Source organism: Streptomyces sp. NPDC014889 (assembly GCF_043081205.1).
Classification (GTDB): domain Bacteria; phylum Actinomycetota; class Actinomycetes; order Streptomycetales; family Streptomycetaceae; genus Streptomyces.
In genome coordinates this window covers 18,138-34,728 of the sequence record NZ_JBIBWH010000007.1, presented here as the reverse complement: position 1 = coordinate 34,728, position 16,591 = coordinate 18,138, and the positions used below count along the sequence as shown (strand labels likewise).

The following is a 16,591-nucleotide window of genomic DNA, read 5'->3' as shown; positions in this document are numbered from 1 at the left end:
GGCGAGGCCCTGCGGGTGGGGTTGGGGGCGGGGGGGGGGGGGTTTTGGGGCGGGGGGGGGGGGGGGGGGGGGGCGGGGGGGGGGCGCCCCCCCGGCCCCCGCCGCCGCTACTTCTTCTTCGCGCCGCGCTTCTCGCGCACGCGCACCGAGATGTGGATCGGGGTGCCGTCGAAGCCGAACTCCTCGCGCAGCCGTCGCTCGATGAACCGCCGGTAGCCGGCCTCGATGAACCCGGAGGCGAACAGCACGAACCGCGGCGGCTTGGTGCCGGCCTGGGTGCCGAACAGGATGCGCGGCTGCTTGCCGCCCCGGATCGGGTGCGGGTGGGCGGCGACCAGTTCGCCGAGGAAGGCGTTCAGACGGCCGGTCGGCACCCGGGTCTCCCAGCCGGCCAGCGCCGTCTCGATCGCCGGGACCAGCCTCTCCATGTGCCGTCCGGTGCGCGCCGAGACGTTGACGCGAGGGGCCCACGCGATCTGCGCGAGTTCGGTCTCGATCTCCCGCTCCAGGTAGTAGCGGCGCTCCTCGTCGAGGGTGTCCCACTTGTTGTACGCGATGACGAGCGCGCGGCCCGCCTCCACGGCCATGGTGATGATCCGCTGGTCCTGCACCGAGACGGACTCGGAGGCGTCGATCAGGATGACCGCGACCTCGGCCTTCTCGACGGCGGCCGCGGTGCGCAGCGAGGCGTAGTAGTCGGCGCCCTGCTGGAGGTGGACGCGCTTGCGGATACCGGCGGTGTCGACGAACTTCCAGGTCTTGCCGCCCAGTTCGATCAGCTCGTCGACCGGGTCGCGGGTGGTGCCGGCCAGTTCGTTGACGACGACGCGCTCCTCGCCGGCCACCTTGTTCAGCAGCGAGGACTTGCCGACGTTCGGGCGGCCGATCAGGGCCACCCGGCGCGGGCCGCCGATGCCGCCCCCGCCGAACGTCTCGCGCGGCGCCTCGGGGAGTGCCTCCAGGACGCGGTCCAGCATGTCGCCGGTGCCGCGGCCGTGCAGGGCCGAGACCGGGTGCGGCTCGCCGAGGCCGAGCGACCACAGGTACGCGGCGTCCGCCTCGCCGCTCTGGCCGTCGACCTTGTTGGCGCACAGCACCACCGGCTTGCCCGCCTTGCGCAGGAGCCGTACGACCGCTTCGTCGGTGTCGGTGGCGCCGACCTTGGCGTCGACGACGAACACCACCGCGTCGGCGGCCTCGATGGCGTACTCGGCCTGCGCGGCCACGGAGGCGTCGATGCCGAGGACGTCCTGCTCCCAGCCGCCGGTGTCGACGACCTTGAAGCGGCGGCCCGCCCACTCGGCCTCGTAGGTGACGCGGTCGCGGGTGACGCCCGGCTTGTCCTCGACCACCGCCTCGCGGCGGCCGATGATGCGGTTCACCAGAGTCGACTTGCCGACGTTGGGGCGGCCCACCACGGCGAGAACGGGCAGCGGGCCGTGTCCGGCGGCCTCGATGGCGCCCTCGACGTCCTCGATGTCGAAGCCCTCTTCCGCGGCGAGCTCCACGAACTCCGCGTACTCGACGTCGCCGAGCGCCCCGTGCTCGTACTCGTGCTCGGCCGAGCCGTCGGGCTGGATGTCGTCGTTCATGAAGTCCGTACCTCGTCGTTCATCGTGGTGATCGGTGAACCACCGCCGGTTCGCGGTGATCCACTACTCAAGTGTCGCCCAGCGCCTGTCGGGCGGACAGGCCCTGGCGACCGGTCAGTCGCCTGGCGTTTTCCAGGTGGTCGCTGAGCTGCTTCTGGATGCGCTCGGTGGCCTCGTCCAGGGCCTGGCGCGTGCGGCGCCCGCCGTCGTCGCCCGCTTCGAACGGCTCGCCGAAGACGACGTCGACCCGGTGGCGCAGCGGAGGCAGTCCCTTCATCAACCGTCCGCGCCGCTCGGAACTTCCCAGCACGGCCACCGGGACGATCGGCGCGCCGCTGCGGACCGCGAAGTAGGCGAGCCCGGCCCGCAGGGAGGCGAAGTCGCCGTCGCCGCGGGTGCCCTCGGGGAAGATCCCGAGGACGCCACCCTGCTTCAGGACGCCGAGCGCCCGCGTGATCGCCGAACGGTCCGCGGAGTGCCGGTCCACCTGGAGCTGGCCGATGCCGGTCAGGAAGGAGCCGAGCGGGCCGACGAACGCCTCCTTCTTGATCAGGAAGTGCACCGGACGGGGTGCCACACCCATGACCATCGGGCCGTCGACGTTGTGCGCGTGGTTGACCGCGAGGATCACCGGGCCGGTGGCGGGCACCTTCCAGGCACCCAGCACACGCGGGCGCCACAGCCCGTACATCAGCCCGACGCCGATCCGCCGGCCGACGTCGGCACCGCGCTCCGACGGCGGGCCCGCCGCGGGCTCCGGCGGACGGCTCACTTCGCGGCCCGCTTCTCCTCGACGAGGGTGACCACGCACTCGACGACCTGTGCCAGCGTCAGCTCGGTGGTGTCCACCTCGACCGCGTCGCCGGCCTTGGCCAGCGGGGAGGTCTTGCGGCTGGAGTCGGCCGCGTCCCGCTTGATCAGGGCCTCGCGGGTGGCGTGGACGTCGGAGCCCTTGAGCTCGCCGCTGCGCCGGGCGGCGCGCGCCTCCGGGGAGGCGGTGAGGAAGATCTTCAGGTCGGCGTCCGGCAGCACGGTGGTGCCGATGTCGCGGCCCTCGACGACGATCCCGGTCTCGGCGGACGTGGCCAGCGAGCGCTGGAGCTCGGTGATCCGGGTCCGCACCTCCGGTACGGCGCTGACCGCGCTGACCTTGGCGGTGACCTCCTGGGTGCGGATCGGACCGGCCACGTCCACGCCGTCGACGGCGATCGTCGGGTGGGCGGGGTCGGTACCGGAGACGATCTCGGGCTTGCCGGCCACCGCGGCGACGGCGGTGGGGTCCTCTATGTCGATCCCGTTGGTGACCATCCACCAGGTGATCGCCCGGTACTGGGCGCCGGTGTCCAGATAGCTCAGACCGAGCTTCGTGGCCACGGCCTTCGATGTGCTCGACTTGCCCGTGCCGGAGGGGCCGTCGATGGCGACGATCACGGGCTGGGCGGTCCGGGCGGCGCCGATTTCCACAGCGGGGCACCTTCCTGGTGAAGGGTGGTGGGTGGTGTGCGGGACGCGAGGGCGCCCCGCACAAGGTTACTGGCTTCCCGGACACCCTCTTACTGGCGGATGGACCAGCCCCGCTCCCGCAGGGCGGAGGTCAGGACCGGTGCCGCCTTCGGCTCGACCATGAGCTGCACCAGACCGGCCTGCTGCCCGGTGGCGTGCTCGATGCGCACGTCCTCGATGTTGACCCCGGCCAGCCCCGCGTCCGCGAAGATGCGCGCCAGTTGCCCGGGCTGGTCGTCGATGAGGACCGCGACGACCTCGTACACCCGCGGCGCGGACCCGTGCTTGCCGGGGACCCGGACCTGGCCGGCGTTGCCCCGCCGCAGCACGTCCTCGATGCCGGTGGCGCCCTCGCGGCGCTTGGCCTCGTCGGAGGACTGGAGGGCGCGCAGGGCCTGCACGGCCTCCTCCAGGTCGGTGGAGATGTCGGAAAGCAGGTCGGCGACCGGTCCCGGGTTGGCGGACAGAATGTCGATCCACATCCGCGGGTCGGAGGCCGCGATCCGGGTCACGTCCCTGATGCCCTGCCCGCACAGCCGTACGGCCGCCTCCTCCGCGTTCTTCAGGCGGGCGGCGACCAGGCTGGAGACCAGGTGGGGCATGTGCGAGACGAGGGCCACGGCCCGGTCGTGGGCGTCGGCGTCCATGACCACCGGGACCGCCCGGCAGTGCGAGACGAGCTCCAGCGCCAGGTTGAGGACCTCGGTGTCGGTGTCCCGGGTGGGGGTCAGCACCCAGGGGCGGCCCTCGAAGAGGTCGGCGGTCGCCGCCAGCGGTCCCGACTTCTCGCGGCCCGACATGGGGTGCGTACCGATGTAGCCGGACAGGTCCAGGCCCATCGCCTCCAGCTCGCGGCGCGGGCCGCCCTTGACGCTGGCCACGTCCAGGTAGCCGCGGGCCGCGCCGCGGCGCATGGCGTCCGCGAGCACTTCCGCCACGTGCGCCGGCGGCGCGGCGACGACGGCGAGGTCGACCGGGCCGTCCGGGGCGGCGTCCGTGCCCGCGCCGAGCGCCGCGGCCGTACGGGCCTGCTCCGGGTCGTGGTCGACGAGGTGCACGACCACCCCGCGCTGGACGAGGGCCAGGGCGGCCGAGGTGCCGATCAGCCCGGTGCCGATGACGAGTGCGTTTCTCACTGGGCGATGTCCTTGCGCAGGGCGGCCGCCGCGCCGAGGTAGACGTGCGCGATCTCGGCGCGCGGCCGGTCCGACTCGATGTGCGCGAGGACGCGCACCACACGGGGCATGGCCCCCTCGATGTCCAGCTCCTGGGCGCAGATCAGCGGTACGTCGACGATGCCGAGCTTGCGGGCCGCGGCGGCCGGGAAGTCGCTGTGCAGGTCGGGGGTGGCCGTGAACCAGATGCTGATCAGGTCCTCGGCGGTGAGGCCGTTCCGCTCCAGGACGGCGGTGAGCAGCGCACCCACCTGCTCGTCCATGTGGCCGGCCTCGTCCCGTTCGAGTTGGACGGCTCCCCGGACCGCTCGTACCGCCACGGCGCTGCTCCTTGCTGCTGTGAATCGGGTCTCGGACATCCAGCCTAGTCAGACCGCGGAGGGCGGGGGGCGGCGCCCGTCGGCTGAGACGGCAGGGGAAACGGGTGGTTTATCGCGCACCGCTCCGATTTGCTTCGAGATCATCGTGTTCGATGCGAAACTGCTGCTGCTCCGCTCGGAGCTCTTCCCCTCCCCCGGAACCCCCGGAGTGATGACATGACCCAGGGCTCTACGCGGCGCACGGTGCTCGCCACGAGTGCGGTGGCGCTCGTGGCGGCGGGCTGCGGCACCAACACCAGCGGCAACTCGGAGACGTCACCCGCCAAGGAGACGACCTCTCCGCCGGAGACGGCCTCCCCCTCGGAGGCGTCACCCGCCTCCGAGGCCTCCCACCCGGCGGCGGACTCCCTGACCACAGAGGGGACCGCCGCCGGTCCCGAACTGGCGAGCACGGCGGACATCCCGGTGGGCGGGGGCAAGGTCTTCGCGGCGCAGAAGGTGGTGGTCACGCAGCCGAAGAAGGGCGAGTTCAAGGCCTTCTCGGCGATCTGCACGCACCAGGGCTGCACGGTGAACAAGGTCGCCAACGGCACGATCGACTGCCCCTGCCACGGCAGCAGGTTCCGCATCGCCGACGGCTCGGTGGCCCACGGTCCGGCGATCAGCCCCCTCCCCACCAAGCAGATCAAGGTCGAGGGAAACTCCGTCCGACTGCTGTGACCCGCTCCCGGCTCCCGCGGAGCGCGATCACCGACGCGTGGCGGACCCTCTGCGCCGTGTCCGCCACGCGTCGGCCAAACAACAGGCCTAGAGGTCGACCTCGTTCATCAGCATGCCGACCTCGGTGTTCGACAGTCGGCGGAGCCAGCCGGACTTCTGGTCGCCGAGGGTGATGGGGCCGAAGCCGGTGCGGACGAGCTTGTCGACCGGGAAGCCCGCGGCGGCCAGCATGCGGCGCACGATGTGCTTGCGGCCCTCGTGGAGGGTGACCTCCACGAGGTAGTTCTTGCCGGTCTGCTCGACCACCCGGAAGTGGTCCGCGCGCGCGTAGCCGTCCTCCAGCTGGATGCCGTCCTTGAGCTTCTTGCCCAGGTCCCGCGGAATGGGGCCGACGATGTGCGCGAGGTAGGTCTTGCGCACGCCGTACTTCGGGTGGGTCAGCCGGTGCGCCAGCTCGCCGTGGTTGGTGAGCAGGATCACGCCCTCGGTCTCGGTGTCGAGCCGTCCGACGTGGAAGAGGCGCGTCTCGCGGTTGGTGACGTAGTCACCGAGGCACTGGCGGCCCTCCGGGTCCTCCATGGTGGAGACCACACCGGCGGGCTTGTTCAGCGAGAAGAACTGGAACGACTGCGTGGCCACGGTCAGCCCGTCGACCTTGACCTCGTCCTTCTCCGGGTCGACCCGGCGCCCCTGCTCCAGGACGATCTCGCCGTTCACCTCGACACGGGCCTGCTCGATCAGCTCCTCGCAGGCGCGCCGCGAACCATATCCCGCGCGGGCGAGCACCTTCTGCAGCCGCTCCCCCTCCTGCTCGGCGCCGGGGAAGGTCTTGGGCAGCTTGACCTCCTTCTTGCCGGCGTACCGCTCGCGGTTGCGCTCCTCCATCCGCGTCTCGTACTCGCGGGAGCGGGCCGGAGCCGTACGGCCGCCCTGCTGGGGCTGCCTGGGGCCGCCCTTGGCGCCACCGCGCGCCGCTCCGCCGCGCCCGGCCTTGGGGCCGTCCTTCGTCGCGCCGGGGCCGACGTCGTAGCGGCGCTCCTCGGGTCGGGGCTTGCGGGGGCGGCCCTGCCCCTGCCGCTCGTCCCTCTTGTTGCCGGCACCGCGGTAGTCGCCGCGCCCGCCGTTCCTGCCGCTGCCGCTGCTTCGCATCAAAGTTCCGTCGTCGTGTTCGTCGTGTGGTCGTCGTCTGCGCCCGGCGCGTCATCGGGAGCGTCCGGGTCGAACGACGGTACGCCCTCCTGGGTCTCGGCCTCGATCGCCTCCGCCTCCGGGAGGAAGGGCGCGAGCTCCGGGAGTTCGTCCAGACCGCGCAGGCCCATCCGCTCCAGGAAGTAGTTCGTCGTCGTGTACAGGATCGCACCTGTTTCGGGTTCCGCGCCCGCCTCCTCGACCAGACCGCGCTGGAGCAGGGTGCGCATGACGCCGTCGCAGTTGACTCCGCGGACGGCCGAGACGCGGCTGCGGCTGACCGGTTGGCGGTAGGCGACCACGGCGAGGGTCTCCAGGGCGGCCTGGGTGAGCCGGGCCTGCTGGCCGTCCAGGACGAAGCCCTCGACGGCGGCCGCGTACTCGGGGCGGGTGTAGAAGCGCCAGCCGCCGGCGATCAGCCGCAGCTCGAAGCCGCGTCCCTGGACGGTGTACTCGTCGGCCAGTTCGCGCAACGCGTCCGCGATCCGCCGCCGGGGCCGCTGGAGGATCTTCGCCAGGTGCTCCTCGGTCGCGGGCTCGTCCACGACCATGAGGACGGCCTCCAGGGCGGGCTTCAGGTCGAGGCCGGCGACGGTGGTCGGGCCCGTGGACGGGCCGGTGGTCTCCTCGCTCACGCCTTCTTCTCCTCCTCGCGCTCCTCGGACTCCTCGGGCACCTCGGGCGGACGGTCGAACTCGTCCGTCACCGCGGGCGTCTCGTCCCCGTCACCGCCGGTCCAGCGCACGGTCAGCTCGCCGAGCGCGGTCTCCTGGTCCAGGGCCACGGCCTTCTCCCGGTACAGCTCGAGCAGGGCCAGGAAGCGGGCCACGACGGTGAGCGTGTCGTCGGTGTCCGCCACCAGCTCCCGGAACCCGGCCTCACCGAGCTCCCGCAGCCGCGCGATCACGATCCCCGCCTGCTCCTGCACGCTGACAAGCGGCGCGTGAATGTGGTCGACGTACACCTGCGGCTTGGGCTTGGGCTGCATCGCCTTGACCGCGAGTTCGGCGAAGCGGGCCGCGCCGATGCTGATGACGACCTCGGGCAGCAGCTCGGCGTGGTGGGGCTCCAGCCCCACGGTACGGAGGTGGCGCCGGCCCTCCTCGTCCATCCGGCGGCTGAAGATGTCGGCGATCTGCTTGTACGCGCGGTACTGGAGCAGCCGTGCGAACAGCAGGTCGCGGGCCTCCAGGAGGGCGAGGTCGGCCTCGTCCTCCACCTCGGCCGCGGGCAGCAGCCGGGCCGCCTTGAGGTCGAGCAGGGTGGCGGCCACGACGAGGAACTCGGTTGTCTGGTCCAGGTCCCAGTCCGGTCCCATGGCCCGGATGTGTGCCATGAACTCGTCGGTGACCTTGGACAGAGCGACCTCGGTGACATCGAGCTTGTGCTTGGAGATCAGCTGCAACAGCAGGTCGAACGGTCCCTCGAAGTTGACCAACCGAACCTTGAACACCCCGTCGCCGGCTTCCGGCGCGGACTCCGCGTCCGCACCCGGGGTCGCCGGCTCGGCGAGCCGCTCGGCGAGCGGGCCCGCCGGGGCGCCCTCGGGGAGTTCCGCCGAAGGCCCGGGAGGCTCCTCGGCAGCCCCGGGTGCGGGCATGGGGCCCGGCGACTCGGCCGGCGGTTCGGGACGCTCGTCCTGGGGCGCAGGCGCCGACGGCTGCTCGGTGACCTCGGGCGCAGACGTGATCGGCGGTGCGGCCTGGTGGGCCGGGGAAGCGGGTGCCGTTCCCGGGCCGCGGCCCAGGGCGCGCCGGCGGCCGGTGGGGGTGGGAGCGTCGTTCGAGGTCATGGCCGTCGCAGGCTACCGCCTGCCGGCGGCTCGGACGGCCAGGGCCCGCGAGCCCGGCATGGTCCGGACGAGAGGGCCCAGGGGGTGTCTGACACTTGAGCGCGGGAGAGGGAGCGGTGTCTGGTGCGTGCGAGCGTGCGTGACAGGCGCCGCGACGCCGCGGGCAGGTGTCTGGCAGCCCCTAGCGGCCGCGCAGCCGCCGTACCAGGATGCTTGCCTCGCCGCGGGACTCCAGGTCGGCCAGCACCACGGCGACCGCCTCGCGGACGATGCGGCCGCGGTCCACGGCGAGCCCGTGCTCGCCGCGGAGCACCAGGCGCGCGTGCTCGAGGTCCATGAGCTCCTCGGCGGACACGTACACGGTGATCTTCTCGTCGTGCCGTTCCCGGCCGCTGGGCCGGCGTGCCGCGCCGCGGCCCCGCTTGCGCGGCTGCGCGGCGGCAGAACCTTCCTGCGGCGCCGCCGAACGCCGCGCGGGGCGCTCCGCGGTCGTGGACCGGCTGCGGGACTCGCCCGTGTCCGTCGGTCCCGCGTCCACCGCCACGTGCTCCGCGCCCTCGCCGTCGCCGCCCTGCGCGGGCACCGACTGCGGCGCGTCCTCCGCCGCGGCGGTCGCGTCGCTCTCCGCCGCGGGGGCGGGCACCCGGGCCTCTCCTCCTGCCTGGCGCCGGGGAGTGGACGGCTGGAGCGCCATTCCCCCTGTCGTACGGAACAGTTCGTCGGCCCCCGGCAGACTCACTCGGCGTGACACCGGGCGAGCACCTCCCTGGCGAGCTGGCGGTAGGCGGCGGCACCGACGGAGTTGGAGGCGTACGTGGTGATCGGCTCACCGGCGACCGTGGTCTCCGGGAAGCGGACCGTGCGTCCGATGACCGTGTGGTAGACGTGGTCGTCGAACGCCTCGACGACACGTGCCAGCACCTCGCGGCTGTGCACGGTGCGCGAGTCGTACATCGTGGCCAGGATCCCGTCCAGCTCCAGCTCCGGGTTGAGGCGCTCCTGGACCTTCTCGATGGTCTCGGTCAGCAGGGCCACACCGCGCAGCGCGAAGAACTCGCACTCCAGCGGCACGATCACCTTGTGCGCGGCCGTGAGGGCGTTGACGGTGAGCAGGCCGAGCGAGGGCTGGCAGTCGATGACGATGTAGTCGTAGTCGTCCATCAGCGGCTTCAGGGCGCGCTGGAGCGTCGACTCGCGCGCGACCTCGCTCACGAGCTGGACCTCGGCGGCCGACAGGTCGATGTTGCTGGGCAGCAGGTCCATGTTGGGGACCGCCGTCTTCAGCAGGACCTCGTCCGCGGACATGCCCCGCTCCATGAGCAGGTTGTAGACGGTGAGGTCGAGCTCCATGGGGTTGACGCCGAGACCCACCGACAGCGCGCCCTGCGGATCGAAGTCCACGAGCAGGACACGGCGGCCGTACTCCGCGAGCGCGGCACCCAGGTTGATGGTCGACGTGGTCTTGCCGACGCCACCCTTCTGGTTGCACATCGCGATGATCTTCGCGGGGCCGTGGTCGGTCAGCGGACCCGGGATCGGGAAGTACGGCAGCGGGCGTCCGGTCGGGCCGATGCGCTCACGGCGCTGGCGGGCCGCGTCGGGCGCGAGCGTGGCCGCGTACTCGGGGTCGGGCTCGTACTCGGCGTCGGGGTCGTAGAAGTGCCCGTCGGGCAGTTCGTCGTAGTCGGCGAAGTGGTTGTGGGGCGCGCCACTTCCGTCGCCGGCCATGGCGTTCACGTGATGGCCATCCATGCTTGGGGGTGCTGGCTGAGTCACTCCTGTTGTCCGGTGACTCTGGTGGGCTGCGAAGGTGCGCACAGCAACGGAGCCGACAGCCTCGAGCCGCGTGGGGCCCTGGCCCGGCGCAGGCATTCCTGGTTGACCACCCCCGGGAGAAAATGTCGACTCATTCACAAGTCGTCTTACCTCCTTGGTGACCAGGGGACTTCTAGACAGGTCAGCGTGGCACCATGCCGACGATTGGCGACTCTATGGCGTGTCGGCGGTCCGCAGCAACACAATCCGCCGGACCCGGCCCGATGTGTCGGTAATGGAACATCCCTCTGTCAAGGGCGTACGAGCGTCGCACGGCAGGTTCCACCGGTGCGTGAATCGGTCGAATGGTTGCGTTCGAGGCGAGTTGACCGAGTGCGGCGAAGTGACCATACACACATCCGGCCGGACCTTGTGGGACAAGGTCCGGCCGGTCGTGCGAGGTTGACGACACGAGTTGACGTATCGCCTTTCACACCTTGGCGACTTGGCGACCCGCTCAGCCGAGCAGGGCCTCAAGCGCGACGTGCTCCAGGCCGTGGGCCTCCGCGACCTCGCGGTAAACGACCTTGCCCTCGTGGGTGTTGAGGCCCTTGGCCAGCGCCGCGTCACGGCGCAGCGCCTCCACCCAGCCGCGGTTGGCGAGTTCGACGATGTACGGCAGCGTGGCGTTGGTCAGCGCGTAGGTGGAGGTGTTGGGCACCGCGCCCGGCATGTTGGCGACGCAGTAGAACACCGACTCGTGGACCTTGAACGTCGGCTCGGCGTGCGTGGTCGCGTGGGAGTCCTCGAAGCAGCCACCCTGGTCGATCGCGATGTCGACAAGGACACTTCCGGCCTTCATCCGGGACACCAGCTCGTTGCTGACCAGCTTCGGGGCCTTGGCGCCCGGGACGAGCACGGCGCCGACCACGAGGTCGGCCTCGACGCAGGCCTTCTCCAGCTCGAAGGCGTTGGAGACGACGGTCTTGATCTTCGTGCCGAAGATCTTGTCCGCCTCCTTGAGCTTGTTGATGTCCTTGTCCAGGAGGGTCACGTGGAAGCCCAGACCGATGGCGATCTGCGCGGCGTTCCAGCCGGAGACGCCACCGCCGATGATGACGGCCTCGCCGGCCGGCACGCCCGGGACGCCGCCCGGCAGCACACCGCGGCCGCCCGCGGCGCGCATCAGGTGGTAGGCGCCGACCTGCGGCGCGAGCCGGCCCGCGACCTCGGACATCGGGGCGAGCAGCGGCAGCGCGCGGTTGGGGAGCTCGACGGTCTCGTAGGCGATCGCCGTGGTGCCGGACTCCAGCAGGGCGTCGGTGCACTCCTTGGAGGCGGCCAGGTGCAGGTAGGTGAAGAGGATCTGGTCCTTGCGGAGGCGGTGGTACTCCTCGGCGACGGGCTCCTTGACCTTCAGCACCATGTCGGCGCCGGCCCAGACCTCGTCCGCGGTTTCGAGGATCCGGGCGCCGGCGGCCACGTACTCCTCGTCCGGGATCGAGGAGCCGACGCCCGCGTTCCGCTCGACGACGACCTGGTGGCCGTTACGCACGAGCTCGTGCACGCCGGCGGGGGTGATGGCCACCCGGAACTCGTTGTTCTTGACTTCGCGGGGGATGCCGACCTTCACGTCGATCACGGTCCTTGGCTCAGAGAATGTGGGGCAATTGCAGACGTACCCCGGCATGCGCAGGCATACCAGGCGACACCGCAGGGGAACGAGCGGCAGAACCAGTCTAATGAAGGCTTTCTCTCTGTCTAGCCTTTCATTACATCAATCTTCAGTGGATGCACTGCGGATTTCGCAGGCATTGGCGTCGTCTTCCGTCAATGGGCCCTCCGGGCCGCCGTCCTCGGCCGCAGGGACCTCTTCGACTTCGGCGTCGAGCAGGCGCCGGGCCGCTCCGCGGTGCAGGGCCGCCGTGGTCGTGTCGCCCAGCCGCTCCAAGGTGTCGGCGAGCCGCAGTTGGAGCGCCGCCTGGAGCCGTACGTCCTCGGCGTGGCCGGCCCACTCGACCGCCTCCTGGCAGGTGCGCAGGCAGTCCTCGGGCCGCCCGGCGTACTCCTGGACACGCGCCAGCTCGCTCAACGCCCGCGCGTGGGCGGCGACATCGCCCGCCTTGCGGTGCGCGGCGGCGGCCGCCCGCCAGTTGCGCAGCGCCTCGCCGTAGCGGCCCGTGTAGGTGTGTGCGGTGGCGATGCGGCCGTAGAGGCGGGCGGCGTCCTCGCGCTCCTCGCGCGCCAGCCGCTGCGCCAGGGCCCGGCCGAACCAGTCGGCGGCCCGGTCGTAGTCCCCGAGCTCCTGGTGGGAGCTGCCTACGGATTCCATGGCGCGGCTGATCGCGTACGGGTCGTCGGCCTCCCGTCCGGCGTCCAGCGCGGCCCGGTAGCGGGCCAGTGCCCCGGCCGTGCGCCCGGTGCGGGCGTCCAGGTCGGCGAGGTTCAGCAGGGCGGCGGCCTTCTCCCGGGGCAGTCCCCGCCGCTCGGCCACGTCCAGGACGAGCATGTGGATGCCGTAGAGGTCGGCGGCCGCGGCCTGGGTGCCGATGTGCGCCACCATGGCCCGCACGAGCTGGGACATCAGACGGCGGGCCAGGGTGTCGAGCTCGCCGTCGGCGACGGCGAGCCGGGCCGCGGCGAGCAGGGCGGGCCTGCGGGCGCGCAGCCACTTCTCGGCGGCCCGCGGCGTGGCGAAGCGCAGCCCGGGAGGCAGGCTCTTGAGCTTCTCCCTGGTCTCGGGGCTGTCGGTCTCGGTGATCGCCCGGCAGGTCTGGAGCAGCCGCACGGTCCGCTCCAGCATCCGGGCGCGGGCGAGCCGCAGCTCGGCGGGGCGGTCCTCGCGCTCGGCGAGCTCCGCCAGGAGCGGGTGCAGGCAGCCGGGGACCTCGTAGCACGGCAGCGACGAGGGGACGGCGCGCAGCACCCCGAGGTCGGCGAAGTCGTCGAGGAAGCCGCGGGCGGCCTCGACCGAGCAGCCGGCGAGCGCCGAGGCGGTCTGCGGGTCGACGTCACCGGCCGGGGCGAGCGAGAGCAGCCGCAGCAGCCTGGCGGCGGTGCCGGACAGGGTGCCGTGCACGAACCGCAGCACCCGGCCGAGGACGGAGCCCTCGTCGGGGTCGGTGCGAAGCTGCTTGGCGAGGTCGGCGACGGCCGCCTGGGGGTGCGCGGCGAGCCAGCCGCCGGCCAGGGTGAGCGCGGCGGGCTGGCCCTGGCAGACCTCGACCAGGCTCTCGGCGGCCCGCGGGTCGACGGTGATGCGCACCGGGTCGATGCGCTGCGCCAGCAGCTCCACGCCGGACTTGGTGTCCAGGCCGCCCAGGGTGCACGGGCGGACGTCGGCGATCCCGGTGAGCGGGCCCCGGGAGACGGCGACGAGGAGGCAGTCGGCGTTGTCCGGCAGCAGTGCGTCGACCTGGTCCGCGCCGGCCGCGTCGTCGAGCAGGAGCAGTGCCCGGCGCTCGGCGAGCGCGGTGCGCAGGGCCTCGGTCAGGTCGTCCTCGGCGGCGCCGGGCGGGCTCGGCAGATCGAGGGCGGCGAGCAGGTCGCGGGCGAGGGCCTCGACCGGCACGGGGGTGCCGTCGGGCTCGGTGAGCCTGGCGCGCAGCACACCGCCGGGGTAACGCTGCGCGACCTGCTCCACCAGTTCCTCGGCGAGTGCCGTACGCCCGGAGCCGGGCCTGCCCGCGATCAGCAGGACGCGTGCGCGGGGCGCCTTGCGGCCGGTCAGGGTGTCGAGGCCGGTCCGCTCGATGTCGGCCCGCAGCTCCTTCAACTCCCGTGTGCGGCCCAGGAAAAGACTCTTCGCGGCCGCGGGGAACGGATCCCCGCCGGACAGGTCCACGCCGCCTGCGTCCACCGCCTGATCCGTCACGGGCCACACTCCCGTCCCACCGCACGTGCAAGCCCGCCGGGACTCCGGACCGGGCGCTTCCAGAGCCTAGTTCACTCTCTGCGACGTACCGTGCGGAGCACGACGGACACGTCGCCCGATCGGATCAGGCGATGGTCACACCGCAGGGTCGGCGGTGCGTTCAGGACGCGAAGGGGCGCGCCGGCCAGGGCGCCTCGGCCGGGCGCAGCGCGTCCAGCCCGTCCCCCTGGCGCGCGGCGACCAGTGAGAGGGCCCCCACCACCAGGCAGTTGTTGTGCAACTCGCCCGCGAGCACGCCCCGCACCAGTTCGCCCACCGGCATCCGCGCGTGCTCCATGTCGGTCTCCTCGTGCTCCGCAGCGAAGCGCTCGCCGACCGCCTCGGACAGGCCCCGGGCGAGGAAGATCCGCACGGACTCGTCGCAGCCGCCGGGGGTGGTGTAGACGTCGGTCAGCACCCGCCAGTCCTCGGCCTTGACGTGGGCCTCCTCGTAGAGCTCGCGCTGGGCGGCGTGCAGCGGGTTCTCGCCGGGCACGTCGAGCAGGCCCGCCGGGATCTCCCACAGCCGCTGCCGCACCGGGTGGCGGTACTGGCGGATCAGCAGCACCCGGTCCTCCTCGTCGAGGGCGAGGACGGCCACGGAGCCCGGGTGCACCTGGTAGTCGCGGGTGACCACGGAGCCGTCGGGCATGACCACGTCGTCGGTGCGGACGGAGGTCTTGCCGCCGACGAACGGGGTGCTCGTGGACCGGATCTCCCATTCCTCCGGGGTGTCCTTGATCGTCATGCCCTGCCCTTTCCGACGTGCGCAAACAGAACGGGGGTGCGCACCTTCGACGGTACGCACCCCCGCAACCGTACAGCCGGGCGTGCTACTTGGAGATCTTCCGCTCGACGGCGGCCTTCACCAGGCCGGCGAAGAGCGGGTGCGGACGCGTGGGGCGCGAGCGCAGCTCCGGGTGCGCCTGGGTGGCGACCAGGTAGGGGTGGACGTCGCGCGGGTACTCCACGTACTCGACGAGCTTGCCGTCCGGGGAGGTGCCGGAGAAGACGACGCCCGCCTTCTTCTCCAGCTCCGCGCGGTAGGCGTTGTTCACCTCGTAGCGGTGGCGGTGGCGCTCCTCGACGTACTCCTTGCCGTCGTAGACCTCGCGCACGATCGAGCCCTCGGCCAGCTTGGCCGGGTACATGCCGAGCCGCATGGTGCCGCCCATGTCGCCCTCGCCGGCGACGATGTCCAGCTGCTCGGCCATGGTGGAGATCACCGGGTGGCCGGTGGCCGGGTCGAACTCGGTGGAGTTGGCGTCCGCGATGCCGGCCAGGTTGCGGGCGGCCTCGATCACGATGCACTGCAGGCCCAGGCACAGACCGAGGAGCGGGATGCGGTTCTCGCGGGCGTAGCGGATGGCGCCGACCTTGCCGAGCACGCCGCGGTCGCCGAAGCCGCCCGGGATGCAGATGCCGTCGACGTCGGCGAGCTGCTGCTCGGCGCCGGCCGCGGTCTTGCAGTCGTCGGAGGTGACCCACTTGATCTTCACGCGGGCCTTGTTGGCGAAGCCGCCCGCGCGCAGCGCCTCGGTCACCGACAGATAGGCGTCGGGCAGGTCGATGTACTTGCCGACCAGGGCCAGGGTGATCTCGTGGTCGGGGTTGTGGACGCGGTCCAGCAGGTCGTCCCAGGTCGTCCAGTCCACGTCGCGGAAGGGCAGGTCCAGCTTGCGCACGACGTAGGCGTCCAGGCCCTCGGCGTGCACGACCTTCGGGATGTCGTAGATCGACCGGGCGTCGGGGCAGGCGACCACGGCCGCCTCGTCGACGTCGCACATCAGGGAGATCTTGCGCTTGATCGCGGTGGGCACCTCGCGGTCGCAGCGCAGCACGATCGCGTCCGGCTGGATGCCGATGTTGCGCAGCGCGGCGACCGAGTGCTGGGTCGGCTTGGTCTTCAGCTCACCGGAGGGGCCGATGTAGGGCAGCAGCGAGATGTGCACGACGAAGACGTTGTCCCGGCCGACCTCGTGGCGGACCTGGCGGACGGTCTCCAGGAACGGCAGCGACTCGATGTCGCCCACCGTGCCGCCGACCTCGGTGATGACGACGTCCACCTCGTCGGTGGCCATGCGCCGGATGCGGTGCTTGATCTCGTTGGTGATGTGCGGGATGACCTGCACCGTGTCGCCCAGGTACTCGCCGCGCCGCTCCTTGGCGATGACCGTGGAGTACACCTGGCCGGTGGTGACGTTGGCGGAGCCGTCCAGGTCGCGGTCGAGGAAGCGCTCGTAGTGACCGATGTCCAGGTCGGTCTCGGCGCCGTCGTTGGTGACGAACACCTCACCGTGCTGGAACGGGTTCATCGTGCCCGGGTCGACGTTGAGGTAGGGGTCCAGCTTCTGCATCACCACGCGCAGGCCACGGGCCTTCAGCAGCATGCCCAGGCTGGAGGCGGTGAGGCCCTTGCCGAGCGAGGAGGCGACACCCCCGGTGACGAAGATGTGCTTGGTCGTCGTAGATTTCGGCGGCATGGCCAAGAGGGGGCTCCCGTGGTCGCGGTTGGTCGTGCGGTACGGCCGGCCGGTCCGGGGAACCCGGGTGTTCCGGCTGAGGGCCGTCGCTGCGGTTCGGGGGTTTCGAGCCCACCGGTCCACGGGCTACCAGGGTATCAGCGCCTGACG

Annotated in this window: 15 protein-coding genes; 1 reads left to right on the top strand and 14 read right to left on the bottom strand. The window is 71.9% G+C overall.

Annotated elements, in window-relative coordinates:
• Positions 1-107 precede the first annotated feature (107 nt).
• The 5 genes from der to aroH form a co-directional block, all read right to left on the bottom strand.
• Positions 108-1,592: a ribosome biogenesis GTPase Der gene (der, locus tag ACF09J_RS15145; protein ID WP_392305872.1), complete on the bottom strand. Its 1,485-nt coding sequence runs from the start codon at positions 1,590-1,592 to the stop codon at positions 108-110.
• 67 nt (positions 1,593-1,659) lie between these two features.
• Entirely contained in the window at positions 1,660-2,283 is a 624-nt protein-coding gene (locus tag ACF09J_RS15140) for a lysophospholipid acyltransferase family protein (RefSeq protein ID WP_392306195.1), read from the bottom strand.
• Positions 2,284-2,360: 77 nt separating this feature from the next.
• Positions 2,361-3,056, bottom strand: a complete 696-nt coding sequence (gene cmk / locus ACF09J_RS15135; protein ID WP_392305871.1) for a (d)CMP kinase — start codon at positions 3,054-3,056, stop codon at positions 2,361-2,363.
• An 89-nt stretch (positions 3,057-3,145) separates the two neighbouring features.
• Positions 3,146-4,231, bottom strand: coding sequence for a prephenate dehydrogenase (locus ACF09J_RS15130; RefSeq protein WP_392305870.1), 1,086 nt, complete (start codon positions 4,229-4,231; stop codon positions 3,146-3,148).
• Positions 4,228-4,590 carry a chorismate mutase gene (aroH, locus tag ACF09J_RS15125; RefSeq protein ID WP_392305869.1) on the bottom strand — a complete coding sequence of 121 codons (363 nt, stop codon included), beginning with the start codon at positions 4,588-4,590 and terminating at the stop codon, positions 4,228-4,230. The genes ACF09J_RS15130 and aroH overlap by 4 nt, the downstream gene beginning before the upstream one ends.
• Before the next feature lie 216 nt (positions 4,591-4,806).
• Here aroH and ACF09J_RS15120 point away from each other — a divergent pair, with 216 nt between their 5' ends.
• On the top strand, positions 4,807-5,310 hold the full coding sequence (locus ACF09J_RS15120) for a Rieske 2Fe-2S domain-containing protein (RefSeq protein ID WP_392305868.1): 504 nt from the start codon (positions 4,807-4,809) through the stop codon (positions 5,308-5,310).
• A gap of 87 nt (positions 5,311-5,397) precedes the next feature.
• On the opposite strand, the gene ACF09J_RS15115 is transcribed toward ACF09J_RS15120, so the two are convergent.
• The 9 genes from ACF09J_RS15115 to ACF09J_RS15075 form a co-directional block, all read right to left on the bottom strand.
• Positions 5,398-6,459: a pseudouridine synthase gene (locus ACF09J_RS15115; protein ID WP_392305867.1), complete on the bottom strand. Its 1,062-nt coding sequence runs from the start codon at positions 6,457-6,459 to the stop codon at positions 5,398-5,400.
• Positions 6,459-7,133, bottom strand: a complete 675-nt coding sequence (scpB, locus tag ACF09J_RS15110; RefSeq protein WP_392305866.1) for an SMC-Scp complex subunit ScpB — start codon at positions 7,131-7,133, stop codon at positions 6,459-6,461. The genes ACF09J_RS15115 and scpB overlap by 1 nt, the downstream gene beginning before the upstream one ends.
• Complete coding sequence (locus ACF09J_RS15105; RefSeq protein WP_392305865.1) at positions 7,130-8,290, bottom strand: segregation/condensation protein A; 1,161 nt, start codon at positions 8,288-8,290, stop codon at positions 7,130-7,132. Before ACF09J_RS15105 ends, scpB begins: the two co-directional genes overlap by 4 nt.
• A 181-nt stretch (positions 8,291-8,471) precedes the next feature.
• The gene (locus tag ACF09J_RS15100) at positions 8,472-9,041 is read right to left on the bottom strand and encodes a hypothetical protein (RefSeq protein ID WP_392305864.1); all 570 of its coding nucleotides are present in this window, start codon (positions 9,039-9,041) and stop codon (positions 8,472-8,474) included.
• Positions 9,026-10,162, bottom strand: coding sequence for a ParA family protein (locus tag ACF09J_RS15095; protein WP_100567648.1), 1,137 nt, complete (start codon positions 10,160-10,162; stop codon positions 9,026-9,028). The genes ACF09J_RS15100 and ACF09J_RS15095 overlap by 16 nt, the downstream gene beginning before the upstream one ends.
• 400 nt (positions 10,163-10,562) lie before the next feature.
• Complete coding sequence (ald, locus tag ACF09J_RS15090; RefSeq protein ID WP_392305863.1) at positions 10,563-11,687, bottom strand: alanine dehydrogenase; 1,125 nt, start codon at positions 11,685-11,687, stop codon at positions 10,563-10,565.
• A gap of 135 nt (positions 11,688-11,822) precedes the next feature.
• The gene (locus ACF09J_RS15085; RefSeq protein WP_392305862.1) at positions 11,823-13,919 is read right to left on the bottom strand and encodes a tetratricopeptide repeat protein; all 2,097 of its coding nucleotides are present in this window, start codon (positions 13,917-13,919) and stop codon (positions 11,823-11,825) included.
• Between the two features lie 160 nt (positions 13,920-14,079).
• Positions 14,080-14,706, bottom strand: a complete 627-nt coding sequence (locus tag ACF09J_RS15080; RefSeq protein WP_392305861.1) for an NUDIX domain-containing protein — start codon at positions 14,704-14,706, stop codon at positions 14,080-14,082.
• A gap of 85 nt (positions 14,707-14,791) precedes the next feature.
• Entirely contained in the window at positions 14,792-16,441 is a 1,650-nt protein-coding gene (locus ACF09J_RS15075) for a CTP synthase (RefSeq protein WP_392306194.1), read from the bottom strand.
• Positions 16,442-16,591 lie beyond the last annotated feature (150 nt).

Bases quoted from the DNA above. Each gene is read 5' to 3' on its own strand.
- ACF09J_RS15075 (WP_392306194.1), bottom strand. From the start codon at position 16,441: ATGCCGCCGAAATCTACGACGACCAAGCACATCTTCGTCACCGGGGGT.
- ACF09J_RS15095 (WP_100567648.1), bottom strand. From the start codon at position 10,162: ATGCCTGCGCCGGGCCAGGGCCCCACGCGGCTCGAGGCTGTCGGCTCC.
- ACF09J_RS15080 (WP_392305861.1), bottom strand. From the start codon at position 14,706: ATGACGATCAAGGACACCCCGGAGGAATGGGAGATCCGGTCCACGAGC.
- ACF09J_RS15120 (WP_392305868.1), top strand. From the start codon at position 4,807: ATGACCCAGGGCTCTACGCGGCGCACGGTGCTCGCCACGAGTGCGGTG.
- ACF09J_RS15115 (WP_392305867.1), bottom strand. From the start codon at position 6,459: ATGCGAAGCAGCGGCAGCGGCAGGAACGGCGGGCGCGGCGACTACCGC.
- der (WP_392305872.1), bottom strand. From the start codon at position 1,592: ATGAACGACGACATCCAGCCCGACGGCTCGGCCGAGCACGAGTACGAG.
- ACF09J_RS15105 (WP_392305865.1), bottom strand. From the start codon at position 8,290: ATGACCTCGAACGACGCTCCCACCCCCACCGGCCGCCGGCGCGCCCTG.
- ACF09J_RS15140 (WP_392306195.1), bottom strand. From the start codon at position 2,283: ATGTACGGGCTGTGGCGCCCGCGTGTGCTGGGTGCCTGGAAGGTGCCC.